Here is a 12,621-nt window from a genome sequence, read left to right as displayed (position 1 = left end):
GCCGCACAAGCCACCCGGGTCCGGAAAGCCGCGGAACGGCCCGCCAACTCTGCCCGAAACGCGGATTTTATGGCATACGCCCGAATTTCCGCAGGCGGCCATGTTTGGCTCTCCGTCGGAGGTGCCACGGCAGTGCTGCCGTGGCGGACGACGGGGGATGACCATGTTCAAGCTCAACCGCACCCTGCCCGCTGTGAGCGCCGTCGGCGCGGTGACGCTGTTCGCCACGCTCGTCGGTGCCCCGGCCCACGCGGCCGGCAGGCCGGGTGACGGCGGCACGACCTTCGGCGCGCAGCGTGCCAAGAAGCCGGCCGCGGCCTGCAAGGAGCTGACCGTCAACGGCGGCTTCGAGACGCCGAAGCTGGGCACCAACCAGGACTGGGCGCTGTTCGACGAGAACGACGTGCCGGCGTGGCGCACCGACGACCCGAAGGGCCAGATCGAGATCTGGGACGGCGGCCAGGGCGTGCAGCCCCGCTTCGGCAAGCAGTTCGCCGAGCTCAACGCCACCGGCTCCGGCAACTCGATCTACCAGGACATCAAGACCAAGCCGAACACGAAGATCTACTGGTCGTTCTGGATCCGGGCCCGGGACACGTCCGGCGCCAGGGACGTCGAGGCCACACAGATCCACTTCGGCCGCACGCCGAAGAACGGCGGCAGCGTCAACGGCGTCGGCTCGACCTTCGCGTACCGCAACTCCGCCGACGACGTGCGGTGGAAGCGGCTCTACGGCTGGTACAAGACCGGCTCGAACCAGACCTCGACCCGCGTCACGCTGACCGCGGTGGAGAGCGCGTCGACCGACGCGGGCTACGGCAACCTCGTCGACGGGCTGACCATCGTCGAGAACCCGAAGTGCATCTAGGCACCGGGACCTGACGGCGGCACCGGTCGATGCCCAGAGCGGTGTCGGGCATCGACCGGTGCTGTCGCCGAGGGTGAAGGTTCGCGTGAGGTACATCGCAATACATAAGGCCCTTCTATAAGCGCGTGATACGAATTGAGGCATGCCCGCAGCCGAGACCGCACCGCGCACGGCGCTGGACCCTGCGCGGCTGACCGGCGCCATCGAGCGGCTCTTCAGCCTCCTCCGGCACGGAAATCCCCCCAACGACATCAGCCTCACGGCCGCCTCGACGCTGCGGCGCCTGGAGCGTGAAGGTCCCCGGCGGCTCACCGAACTCGCCGCAGCCGAGGGCGTGACCCAGCCGGCCATGAGCCAGCTGGTCCAGCGCCTCGAGCGGGACGGGTTCACCGGCCGCGCCACCGACCCGGACGACGGGCGGGTGGTGCTCGTCCACGTCACCGACGCCGGCCGCGACCTGCTCGCGCGGCGCCGCGCCCACCGGGCCGAGCACCTCGCCACGCTGCTCGCCGACGTGCCGCCGGAGGACCAGGCGCTGATCGCCGCCGCGCTCCCGGCGCTGGAGAGGCTCGCGAAGTGACGGAGACCCTCGGGAAGCGCGGCTTCCGCGGCGCGCTCTCCGGCGGCGCGGAGCACCCGCACTACAAGTGGGTCGCGCTGTCGAACACGACACTCGGCATGCTCATCGCCACGATCAACTCCTCGATCGTGCTCATCTCGCTGCCGGCCGTCTTCAACGGCATCCACCTCGACCCGCTCAGCCCCGGCAACGTCAGCTACCTGCTGTGGATGCTCATGGGCTACATGCTGGTCAGCGCGGTCCTGGTGGTCACGCTGGGCCGGCTCGGCGACATGTACGGCCGGGTCCGCATCTACAACGCGGGCTTCGCGCTGTTCACGGTCACCTCGATCGCCCTGTCCCTCGACCCGTTCGACGGCGGCGGCGGCGCGCTCTGGCTGATCGGCTGGCGGGTGCTGCAGGCCGTCGGCGGCGCGATGCTCATGGCCAACTCGGCCGCGATCCTCACCGACGCCTTCCCCGCCGCCCAGCGCGGCATGGCGCTCGGGGTCAACATCGTCGCCGGCATCGCCGGCTCGTTCATCGGCCTCGTCCTCGGCGGGCTGCTCGCCGAATGGAACTGGCGGGCGATCTTCTGGGTCAACGTGCCGATCGGCGTCATCGGCACGATCTGGGCGTACCGTTCCCTCCACGACACCGGTGTGCGCCGGCCCGGGCGCATCGACTGGTGGGGCAACCTCACCTTCGCCGTCGGCCTCACCGCGCTGCTGGCCGCGATCACCTACGGCATCCAGCCGTACGGCGGGCACAGCCAGGGCTGGACGAACCCGTGGGTGCTCGCCGGGCTCATCGGCGGCGTGCTCGTCCTGGGGCTGTTCACCTGGATCGAGCGGCGCGTCGCCGAGCCGATGTTCCCGCTCGGCCTGTTCCGGATCCGGGCGTTCGCGTCGGGCAACGTCGCCGGCCTGCTCGCCTCGATCGCCCGCGGCGGCCTGCAGTTCATGCTCATCATCTGGCTCCAGGGCATCTGGCTGCCGCTGCACGGTTACCGCTACGAGGAGACCCCGCTGTGGGCGGGCATCTACCTGCTGCCGCTCACCGTCGGCTTCCTCGCCGCCGGGCCGATCGCCGGACACCTGTCCGACAAGTACGGCCAGCGGATCTTCGCCGCTGTCGGCCTGCTCGTCATGGCGCTGTCCTTCGCCGGCCTGCTGATCCTGCCGACCGACTTCAGCTACTGGGCGTTCGCCGCCCTCGTGTTCCTCAACGGCCTCGGCGGCGGGCTCTTCGCCGCGCCGAACACGGCGCTGATCATGTCGAGCGTCCCCGCGCACCTGCGCGGCACCGCGTCCGGCATGCGGGCCACGTTCCAGAACGCCGGCATGGTGCTGTCGATCGGCGTGTTCTTCTCCCTGATGGTGGCCGGCCTGTCCAGTCACCTGCCGGGGACCCTCGACCAGGGGCTCACGGCACAGGGCGTGCCGCCCGGGGCGGCGCACACCATCGCCGGCCTGCCGCCGGTCGGGACACTGTTCGCCGCGTTCCTCGGGTACAACCCGGTCGCGTCGCTGCTCGGCCCGAATCTGCTCGGCCAGCTACCGGCCGCCAACGCCGCGACGCTGACCGGCCGCGAATTCTTCCCGCACCTGGTGTCCGGCCCGTTCCACGACGGACTGGTCATCGTGTTCTGGCTGGCGATCGGCATGTCGGTCGTCGGTGCCCTGGCTTCACTCGTCAAACCTGGCCTCACCGGTCAGACCCGCCAAGCGCGCGACGGCTGAGACGTCCTCCTGAGCCACGCTCCCTGGTGGGGCCGCCGCCCGGTACGCCACGGGCCGGACGGCGGCAGCACGGGCGGGCCGGTCACCCCGGGGAGTGGGGTGCCGGCCCGCCCGGGTCCGGCGCACGTAGAGCAGGGCGCCGGCGGCGACGACGAGCGTGCTCAGCACGTACCACCCGGTGAGCACCAGCAGGGCGAGCGACGCGACCAGGGAGACCCCGGCGCACCACCACGCCGGGGACCGGCGCGGCAGGAGGCGGAGGGCGGCGGCGGAGCCCATGAGGTACACCAGCACGAACGCGCCGCTCGTGAGCAGGACGAGGGCCCGGGTGGTGGTCCCGGTCAGGGCCACCACCAGCATCGACACGCCGCCGAGCCCGGCCACCACGGCGAGGCTGCGGCGGGGCACCTCACCGGCGCCGGAGCCGCGCGCGAACCACGCCGGCAGCGCGCCGTCGCGGCCGAGGGCGGCGCCGAGCTTGGCGGCGCCCGCGTGGTAGGCGTTCATGGTGCCGAGCGTGAGCAGGACGGCCGCCGCCGCGGCGATGGCCCGGACCTGACCGCCGACGCCGCGGGCCAGCAGCTCGGCGAGGGGTGCGTCGCCGGTGGCGGCCGGACCGAGGACCAGGATGCTCGCGGCGGCGATGCCGAAGTACAGCACGCCGACGACCAGCAGCGCGATCGCGGTCGCGCGGGGCAGGTCGCGTGCCGGGCGGCGGAAGTCCGCGGCGAGCGAGGTGACCGCCTCCCAGCCGGCGAAGCCCCAGACCAGCACCGCCGCGGCGGATCCGACGGCCCACCAGCCGTGCGGGGCGAACGGGTGCAGGTTCGCCGGGTCGGCGTGCGGCAGCGACGTCGCGGTGGCGGTGAGCAGGAGCGTGATGAGCAGCGCGGCGAGGCCGAGCTGCAGCCGGCCGGAGACCCGCACGCCGCCGAGGTTGCCGACGGTCACGACGAGCATCAGCCCGACCGCGGTGAGCAGCACGGTGCGGGTACCGCCGCCGAGCGCCGCCGCGACGTAGGCGCCGCCGAACAGCGCGGCGGCGGGCGTGCCGATCGGCACCGCGAAGTAGAACGACCAGCCGACGACCGCCGCGGCCCGCGCGCCGAAGGCCCGCCGCACGTAGGTCGCGACGCCGCCCGCGTCCGGGTGCCGGGCGCCGAGCGCGGCGAAGGTCGCGGCGAGCGGGACGGACAGCAGGATCAGCGCGGCCCAGGCGAGCAGCGACGCCGGGCCCGCGGTCTGGGCGGCGAGCGCGGGCAGGGCGATCACCCCGGTGCCGAGCACCGCCCCGATCGACAGCGCCGCCCCTTGTGGCACAGTCATCATGATCTTCATTTTGGATGTCGTACGACCCGAGCCGTGAGTGGCAGGAATGCCATCCTCGGATACATTCGTGCCATGAGTCGGCAGAGTCCGCAGAGCGCCCAGCGCGCCCGGAGTGCTCAGCGCCGTCACGTGGTCGGGGTCGCCGTCACCGAGGACCTGCCGGTCTTCGAGCTCGCGGTGCCCTGCGAGGTCTTCGGCATCGACCGGGCCGACCTGGCCGACCCGTGGTACGAGCTGCGCTTCGCGGCCGTGACACCGGGCCGCCACGCGGCGCGGTCGGGTCTGACGGTCGACGCGCCGTACCCCCTCGAGACCCTCGCCGACGTCGACACCCTGATCCTGCCGGCCTTCGCGCGGGCCAAGCAGATCGAGCCGCCCGACGAGCTGGTCCGCACCGTCCGCAAGGCGCACGAGAACGGCCGGCGGATCGTCGCGATCTGCACGGGGGCGTACGTGCTGGCCGCCGCGGGCCTGCTCGACGGCCGCCGGGCCACCACACACTGGATGAACGCGTTCGACTTCGCCCAGCGCTACCCGGCCGTCACGTTCGACCCCGACGTGCTCTACACGCAGGACGGCGACGTGTTCACCTCCGCCGGGACCGGCGCGGCGATCGACCTGTGCCTGCACCTGGTGCGGCTCGACCACGGCGCGGCGGTCGCCAACGAGGTCGCGCGCCGGATGGTGGTGCCGCCGCACCGCGACGGCGGCCAGTCACAGTTCGCGAACCTGCCCCAGCGGCCCCGGACGCCCGACACGCTCGCCGGTGCGCTCGACTGGGCGCGGGAGCGGCTCGACCAGCCGCTGACCGTCGCCGACCTGGCGCGGCAGGCGCGGCTCAGCCCGCGGACGTTCGCCCGCCGGTTCCGTGAGAGCCTCGGGACCACACCGTTGCAGTGGCTGGTCGGGCAGCGCGTGCGGCTCGCGCAGGAGCTGCTCGAGACGACGGACGACTCGATCGAGCGGATCGCGCACCGCAGCGGCTTCGGCACCCCCGCCAACCTGCGCACCCACTTCGTGCGGCAGACGAGCGTCACGCCGGGGACATACCGCCAGGTGTTCCACCGCTGAGCGGCGGCGCGGCGAGCATGCTCTCCAGCAGCAGCGCGACCTCGCGGTAGCGGGAGACCGTGACCAGGTGGACGCCGTCGAAGGCGCCGCTGTCGCGCAGCGCGGCGACCTGCTCGCACGCGGCGTCGACGCCGGCCCGCCGGTCGGCCTCGACCCGGTCGACCAGGTCGGCGGGGATGTCGATGTCCGGGATGGTCGCCGCCAGCCGGCGGGCCATGGCGGCGCTGGACAGGACGAGCACCCCGGCGTACACCGGAACGTCCAGCCCGGCCGAGTCCCGCCAGCGCAGCAGCCCGTCGACGGAGAAGCTCATCTGGGCGAACACGAAGTCGGCCGCGCGCTTCCAGGACGGCACGCGGCGCAGGCCGGCCGCCACCCCGATGCGCGGCGGCCGGAAGCCGGGCCGCTCCCCCATCGCCCGCGCCTCGGCGATCATCATGCGGACGTTGAGCTCGCCGGTGCGGTCGCCGGCCGTCGGCTTGTCGCCGTGGACGAACAGGAACTCCTCCACGCCGTACGCCGCGGCGGTCAGCATGTCCCGCTGGAAGCCCAGCAGGTTGCGGTCGCGGGAGTTCAGGCAGGCGATGCTGCGCCCGCCCATCGCCGCCACTTCATGCGCGACGGCGATGCTGGAGACGGTGGCCCGCCCGATGTGGTTGTCGGGGATGAGGAACGAGTGGGCGACCGGCGCGAGCACCCCGATCTGGTGCCGGACGTGCCGGATGTCCGGCCGGGTTGGGGGCTCGATCTCACAGACCACCTCGAACCGGTTCACGCCCCTACCCTAGCCGCCCGCGGCCCTGACCCGCTCTCCGCCCCGACGCCCCTTCAGCAGGGAATGAGCTCCGAGCGGCGGACGCGCACCCGGGTGCCGTCGGTGAGCGTCACCTCGACCCGGCCCGCCGGGTCGGTGTCGCCGAACGCGTAGATCTCCTTGCCCGCGTGCTCCGCGAGCGCGGCGTGGTCGGCGCCGCTCCGGTCCGGCCGCAGGACCCACTTCAACTCCGGCGATTTACCCATTTCGCCCACCCCCTCGCCGACAACGGTAGGGGTCGCCGGCCCGGCAGGGACGCGGCCACGCGAAGACGGCAGGGGATGGCACCCGTGTGGGTGAGCCCGCGGCCGGCGGGCGTGCCCCGGATCGTCCGTGCCCCCGGATCGTCCGTGCCCCCGCCTCAGTCCTTGCTCAGCTGCTCGCGCAGCGAGCGCAGCGCGCCGGCCAGGAGGCGGGAGACGTGCATCTGGGAGATGCCGAGCTCGATCGCGATCTGGGACTGGGTCAGGTTGCCGTGGAAGCGCATCGCGATGATCTTCTGCTCGCGCTCGGGGAGCTTGGCCAGCAGCGGCCGCAGCGCCTCGCGGTTCTCGACGTTGCGCATGTCGGGGTCCTCGCCGCCGAGCAGGTCGCCGAGGCCCGCCGCGCCGGTGTCACCGGCGTCGCCGACCGGCGCGTCGAGCGACAGCGCCCGATACGCCTGGCCGCACTCCAGGCCCTCGATGACCTCCTCCTCGCTCACCTCGAGCCGGGCGGCGAGGTCGGCGACCGTCGGCGCCCGGCCGAGGTCCTGCGCGAGATCGCCGGTCACCTTGCTGATCTCCAGCCGCAGCTCCTGGAGCCGGCGGGGGACGCGGACGTCCCAGCCCTTGTCGCGGAAGTGGCGCTTGACCTCGCCGACGATCATCGGGATCGCGTAGCTGGTGAACGCGGCGCCGCGGGTCGGGTCGTAGCCGTCGACGGACTTGATCAGGCCGAGGTTGGCGACCTGGACGAGGTCGTCGAACTGCTCGCCGCGGTTGCGGAAGCGCCGGGCGAGGTATTCGGCCAGCGGGATGTACAGCTCGATGAGCCGCGTGCGGGCCCGGTCCCGGTCCGCGCCGGCGGGCAGGTCGGCCATGAGCGACAGCAGCGCCTTGGCCTGCGCGTCGGTCTCCCGGTTGGCCCGCGACGGGGCGTGCGTGTGCCGGCCCGCGGGGGCGCTGTGCCCGGTGGGAACGGTGGGCCGGACGGGAACGGTGTGCTCGATATCGACAGTCACGACACATCAGCCTTTCGATCGATGCCACGACGGAAGCCCTGGATGAGGGTTTCGGTGGGTGATCGAGCGGGCACCTCGTCAGCGCAGGCACGAAGGCAGGCTCAAGAGGGCAGGCTCGTCAGGACCGGTCAGGTTCGACGCGAGAGGCACCCGTGTCTTGAGCGCCGGCGGAGAACTCCGGTGTCGCCACGCCGCAGGTTGGCCGCCGTTTCTGGACGGACCCGCGCACATCGGTGGGACGTGTCGACTGTACAAGAAATTGCCACACGGCAAAAGCCGCGACCTGCGAACCGCCGAAATACCGGTTCGGCGCCGCGGCCGGCGCGGATTGCTCAGTGACCGGTATCTCACACTCACCAGCCATCGAGCGCAGTGGCTCCGAAGTCCTCCCGCAGGCGGTTCGACAGCCCGGACCGCCATCGATGTGGGAGGACCACGGACATGCGCACTGCAACCCCTGCCGGTCGCCGGTGGCGCGCCGCGGCCGCCGCCCTCGCGGCGGCCGGAGTCGCGTTCCTCGGCCTGGGGCCGGCCACCTCAGCGGCGTCGAGCCACCGCGAGGCCCCGCTGATCGCGGCCGACCCGGCCGTCGACAACACCGACCTCTACGCGTTCGTCAGCCCCGAGCGTGCCGGCTACGTCACGTTCATCGCCAACTGGCAGCCGTTCGAGGAGCCCCACAGCGGCCCGAACTTCTACCCGTTCGCGACCGACGCCGTCTACAACATCAACGTCGACAACGACGGCGACGCCAAGGCCGACGCGGTCTTCCGGTGGACGTTCCAGAACGTCGACAAGCGCGGCGGCAACACCTTCCTCTACGCCAACGGCCCGGTCACCTCGATCGACGACGAGAACCTGCTCTTCCGGCAGACCTACACGCTCGAGTCGTCGTTCAACGGCCAGCCGTTCAAGACCCGCGTCACCGGCGCCCCGGTGGCACCGTCGCGGGTCGGCAAGGCCACCATGCCCGACTACGCCAAGCTGCGCAGCGAGGCCGACAAGCGCCTGCCGGGCGGCTGGAACGTCTTCGCCGGCCAGGCCGACGACCCGTTCTTCCTCGACCTGCGGGTGTTCGACCTGCTGTACGGCGGGGACCTGAGCGAGGTCGGCCAGGACACCCTCGCCGGGTTCAACGTCAACACGATCGCCCTGCAGGTCCCGTTCTCCGACGTGGCCCTGAAGGGCGACGCGAAGCGCAACCCGGTCATCGGCATCTGGACCACGACCGAGCGGGCGAAGACCCGCGTCACCGGCCAGCCGGCCGCCGTCGGCGGCGACCGGGTCCAGGTGTCCCGGCTCGGCAACCCGCTGGTCAACGAGGTGGTCGTGCCCGCGTCGCTGAAGGACGCGTTCAACTCGATCAGCCCCGACAAGGACGCCGACATCCCGGCGGTCGTGGCCCGGGTCACCGACCCGGAGCTGCCGAAGCTCATCGAGGGCATCTACAAGGTGCCCGCGCCCCCGGCGCCGCGCAACGACCTCATCGAGATCTTCCTGACCGGCATCACCACGAAGGCCGGCGGGCCGATCAAGGCGGACCTCAACTCGCAGCTCAACAACGCCGACGTGGACGCGAGCAGGTTCCGCCCGGCGGAGATGCTGCGGCTCAACCTGTCCGTGCCGGTGACCGCACAGCCGAACCGGCTCGGTGTCCTCGCCGGTGACCTGCAGGGCTTCCCGAACGGCCGGCGGCTCACCGACGACGCGGTCGACATCGCCGTCCAGGCCGTCGAGGGCGCGGCGCAGACCGGCAAGCTCGTCGACGCGCTCGCGGCCGGCGACAAGGTCGACGCCAACGACAACACGTTCGGCGCCGAGTTCCCGTACCTGGCGCTGCCGAACAGCGAGTCGGTCAACAACGGTGGCGGCACGGGCGCCGGAGCCACGACCGGTGGCAGCGGCACCGCGACGAGCCCGTCGGCGGAGGCGGCCCCGGACACGACGCCGTCGGCCTTCGAGTCCGGCATGGGCATGACCGCCGTCGCGGTCGGCACGTCGGCCGTCGCGGCCGGCCTCGGCACCCTGATGTTCGTCGGCTGGTGGCGCCGCCGCCGCGGCACCACCCGGCTCTAGCCGGTTCCCCGCCCGGGGCGGGTCCACTGTGGACCCGCCCCGGGCACCCCGACCCGAGGAGGATGCAGTGCGACTGCATGCGTTTCTTGTTGTGGTACCGGCGGCCGCGCTGCTCCTCGGCCTCGGCGCCGTCGCCGGCCTGCCGGAGCGTTCCCCCGGCACGGCCACGTTCGTCGACCGCCCACCGGCGACCACCAGGCTGGTCGCCTCGATCGACGCCTACCGGGAGCGGCTGCGCACGGTGCCGGGCGACTGGACCACCTGGGCGGCGCTCGGCGAGGCGTATCTGGAGCAGTCCCGGATCGGCGCCGACCCCGCGTACTACCCGAAGGCCGAGGGCGCCCTGCGCAAGTCGCTGGAGGTCCGCCCGTCGGGCAACGAGCCCGCGCTCACCGGACTCGGCGCCCTGGCCAACGCCCGGCACGACTTCGCCGGCGCGAAGCGGCACGCGCAGCAGGCGCTCGTCGTGAACCCGTACTCCGCCACGGCGTACGGCGTGCTCGCCGACGCCGAGACGCAGCTGGGCCACCCCGCCGAGGCGACCGCCGCCGTCCAGCGGATGCTCGACCTGAAGCCGGGCCTCAGCTCGTACACCCGCGGCTCTTATGATCTTGAACAGCACGGCCGGCGGACCGAGGCGATCGCGCTGATGGAGCGGGCGCTGGAGACGGCGACCGAGCCGGCCGACGTCGCGTTCTGCCACCAGCACCTGGCCGGGCTGGCGTGGGCCGCGGGCGACACAACAACCACGGCGCGGCACGTGGCGCTCGGGCTGGCCACATCCGATGGCACAGCCGAAGCCACCGCCGAGGTCACCGCCGGGGCCACGGCCGGACTCTGGCAGCTCAAGGCCAGGCTGGACGCCGCCGTGGGTGACCTCGAGGCCGCGCTCGCCGACCTCGAGAAGGTCGTGGCGCGCACGCCCACCGTCGACGTGCTGCTCGAACAGGCCGGCCTGCTGCGGCTCGCCGGCCGTGACCCGGCGCCGGCGCTGCGCCTCGCGCAGGCCGCGCATCAGCTGTTCACCGCCAACGGCGGCACCGACGATCTCGGCGCCGCGGCCCTGGCCCTCGCCACCGACCGGCCCGCCGAGGCCGTGGACCTGGCGATGAACGAGTGGCACCGGCGGCAGTTCGCCGACGTGGCCGACCTGCTGAGCTGGAGCCTGCTGCAGGCCGGGCGGCCCGCCGAGGCGATGCCGTTCGTGCGGCAGGCCGGCGCGCTGGGCCGCGTCGACGCCGCGCTCGCCTACCACCACGGGATGATCGCGCTCGCCAACGGCGACCGGGCGACGGCGCGCATCCAGCTGCAGCTCGCGCTGTCGCTCAACCCGAAGTTCTCCCCCGTCGACGCGCCGATCGCCGAGCGCGCCCTCGCCTCGCTGGAGCCGTGATGCGCCGCCTTCTCGTCCTGCTCTGCACCGTCGTCGTCACCGTCGTGCCGGCCGGCGTGCTGCTCGCACCCGGCCCCGCGCACGCCCACCCGCTCGGCAACTTCTCCGTCAACCAGCTCGGCGCGCTGACGTTCCACCCGTCGCGGGTCGACGTGCTGGCCCTCGTAGACCTCGCCGAGCTGCCGACGCTGCAGGAACAGTCCACGGTGGACTCGATGGGCGCACCGGCCTGGGCCGCGCGGGAGTGCTCGGCCCTGACGGGAGCCTTCTCGGTGCGGGTCGGCGGTGCGCCGCTGGCCTGGACGGTCGGGACCTCGTCGTACACGTACACCGAAGGCAGCGCCGGGCTGCGGACCAGCCGCCTGGAGTGCACGCTGTCCGCGCCCGCCCCGCTGGCGGCACCGTCCACCGTGGACGTGGAGAACCGCTACCGGACCGACCGGGTGGGGTGGCGTGAGCTGACGGCGACGGCTTCGGGGGTACATCTGGTGTCGCCGCCGCTGCCCGCCAAGAGCCGCAGCGACGGGCTGCGCAGCTACCCCGACGACCTGCTGAGCTCCCCGCCGGACGTCCGGTCGGCGCGGCTGACGGTGGAGCCGGGCGGCAGCACCGCCGCCTCGCCCGGCGACACCGCGGTCGCGGCCCCCGTCCTCCCCGGACGGCTGGGCCGCGCGGAGGCGACGCTGCGCGGCTGGGTCGGCACGCGCGAGCTGACCCCGTGGGTCGGTGCCCTCGCGGTGCTGCTGGCGCTGGTGCTGGGCGGCGCGCACGCCACGCTGCCGGGGCACGGCAAGACGGTGATGGCCGCGTACCTCGCCGGCCGCCGCGGCCGCCCGCGTGACGCCCTGACCGTGGGCGCGACGGTGACGCTGACCCACACCGGCGGGGTGCTGGTGCTGGGCCTGCTGCTGACGACGGCGGCCGGCCTGGCCGGCGAGACGGTGCTCGGCTGGCTGGGTGTGACGAGCGGCGCGCTGGTGGCGGCGGTGGGCCTGGGGATGCTGCTGTCCCGCCGGAAGCAGGCGGCGCACTCCCATGCTCATGACCACCCTCATCCGCATTCCCATTCCCATTCCCACTCGCACGACCACGGCGGGCGCCCCAGCCGGCTCGCGATCGTGGGGATGGGTGTCGCGGGTGGCCTGGTGCCCAGCCCGTCGGCGCTGGTCGTCCTCCTCGGGGCGGTCGGCCTGGGGCGGACGTGGTTCGGCGTGCTGCTGGTGCTCGCGTACGGCCTGGGCATGGCCGCCGTCCTCACCGCCGCCGGCCTGCTGCTGATCAAGGTCCGCGACCGGTGGGCGGGCAGGCTCCGGCTGAGTGGGCGGCTGGGTGGGCGGCTGGGTGGCCGGCTGGCCTGGTTCACCCGCCTCGCGCCCACCGGGACCGCGGCACTCGTGCTGGTCGTCGGGTCGGCCCTCGCGGTCCGGTCGCTCGTCACGCTCTGAGCGGCGATCGCCACCCTCCGCACGTCCCGCCGTCGCCTGCTGCGGGGCGGCGGTGGGACGCGGTATCCTGACCCTGGGCAGTGCGCCTGCCTGCGCCCGACA

The 12,621-nt window shown here is 73.2% G+C and carries 11 protein-coding genes; 7 read left to right on the top strand and 4 right to left on the bottom strand.

The window, feature by feature from the left end; genetic code table 11:
• Positions 1 to 157: 157 nt before the first annotated feature.
• The 3 genes from Dfulv_RS18215 (at position 158) to Dfulv_RS18205 (ending at position 3,169) form a co-directional block, all read left to right on the top strand.
• Positions 158 to 868, top strand: coding sequence for a hypothetical protein (locus tag Dfulv_RS18215; protein WP_259864882.1), 711 nt, complete (start codon positions 158 to 160; stop codon positions 866 to 868).
• A 142-nt stretch (positions 869 to 1,010) separates the two neighbouring features.
• Complete coding sequence (locus tag Dfulv_RS18210) at positions 1,011 to 1,448, top strand: MarR family winged helix-turn-helix transcriptional regulator (protein ID WP_259864880.1); 438 nt, start codon at positions 1,011 to 1,013, stop codon at positions 1,446 to 1,448.
• A complete protein-coding gene (locus Dfulv_RS18205) occupies positions 1,445 to 3,169 on the top strand; it encodes an MFS transporter (RefSeq protein ID WP_259864873.1) in 1,725 nt (574 codons plus the stop codon). Before Dfulv_RS18210 ends, Dfulv_RS18205 begins: the two co-directional genes overlap by 4 nt.
• On the opposite strand, the gene Dfulv_RS18200 is transcribed toward Dfulv_RS18205, so the two are convergent.
• On the bottom strand, positions 3,116 to 4,498 hold the full coding sequence (locus Dfulv_RS18200) for an APC family permease (protein WP_259864871.1): 1,383 nt from the start codon (positions 4,496 to 4,498) through the stop codon (positions 3,116 to 3,118). The two genes, Dfulv_RS18205 and Dfulv_RS18200, sit on opposite strands and share 54 nt — an antisense overlap.
• Before the next feature lie 72 nt (positions 4,499 to 4,570).
• Here Dfulv_RS18200 and Dfulv_RS18195 point away from each other — a divergent pair, with 72 nt between their 5' ends.
• Positions 4,571 to 5,569 carry a GlxA family transcriptional regulator gene (locus tag Dfulv_RS18195; RefSeq protein WP_259864868.1) on the top strand — a complete coding sequence of 333 codons (999 nt, stop codon included), beginning with the start codon at positions 4,571 to 4,573 and terminating at the stop codon, positions 5,567 to 5,569.
• Here Dfulv_RS18195 and Dfulv_RS18190 read toward each other — a convergent pair.
• The 3 genes from Dfulv_RS18190 to Dfulv_RS18180 form a co-directional block, all read right to left on the bottom strand.
• The gene (locus tag Dfulv_RS18190; protein WP_259864864.1) at positions 5,532 to 6,344 is read right to left on the bottom strand and encodes a methylenetetrahydrofolate reductase; all 813 of its coding nucleotides are present in this window, start codon (positions 6,342 to 6,344) and stop codon (positions 5,532 to 5,534) included. The two genes, Dfulv_RS18195 and Dfulv_RS18190, sit on opposite strands and share 38 nt — an antisense overlap.
• Before the next feature lie 53 nt (positions 6,345 to 6,397).
• Positions 6,398 to 6,589 (bottom strand): hypothetical protein, encoded by a 192-nt coding sequence (locus Dfulv_RS18185; RefSeq protein WP_259864861.1) that lies wholly within the window; start codon positions 6,587 to 6,589, stop codon positions 6,398 to 6,400.
• Between the two features lie 155 nt (positions 6,590 to 6,744).
• Positions 6,745 to 7,605, bottom strand: coding sequence for an RNA polymerase sigma factor SigF (locus Dfulv_RS18180; RefSeq protein WP_319805801.1), 861 nt, complete (start codon positions 7,603 to 7,605; stop codon positions 6,745 to 6,747).
• A gap of 441 nt (positions 7,606 to 8,046) precedes the next feature.
• Between Dfulv_RS18180 and Dfulv_RS18175 the strand changes: the two genes are divergently transcribed.
• The 3 genes from Dfulv_RS18175 (at position 8,047) to Dfulv_RS18165 (ending at position 12,519) form a co-directional block, all read left to right on the top strand.
• The gene (locus Dfulv_RS18175; RefSeq protein WP_259864858.1) at positions 8,047 to 9,681 is read left to right on the top strand and encodes a DUF4331 domain-containing protein; all 1,635 of its coding nucleotides are present in this window, start codon (positions 8,047 to 8,049) and stop codon (positions 9,679 to 9,681) included.
• A 67-nt stretch (positions 9,682 to 9,748) separates the two neighbouring features.
• Positions 9,749 to 11,074 carry a tetratricopeptide repeat protein gene (locus Dfulv_RS18170; RefSeq protein WP_259864856.1) on the top strand — a complete coding sequence of 442 codons (1,326 nt, stop codon included), beginning with the start codon at positions 9,749 to 9,751 and terminating at the stop codon, positions 11,072 to 11,074.
• Positions 11,074 to 12,519 (top strand): urease accessory protein UreH domain-containing protein, encoded by a 1,446-nt coding sequence (locus Dfulv_RS18165; protein ID WP_259864853.1) that lies wholly within the window; start codon positions 11,074 to 11,076, stop codon positions 12,517 to 12,519. The genes Dfulv_RS18170 and Dfulv_RS18165 overlap by 1 nt, the downstream gene beginning before the upstream one ends.
• Positions 12,520 to 12,621 lie beyond the last annotated feature (102 nt).

The organism is Dactylosporangium fulvum, from assembly GCF_025137375.1.
Taxonomy (GTDB): domain Bacteria; phylum Actinomycetota; class Actinomycetes; order Mycobacteriales; family Micromonosporaceae; genus Dactylosporangium; species Dactylosporangium fulvum.
Note: the sequence above shows the minus strand (reverse complement) of the source record. Positions and strands in the feature narration are given on the sequence as shown.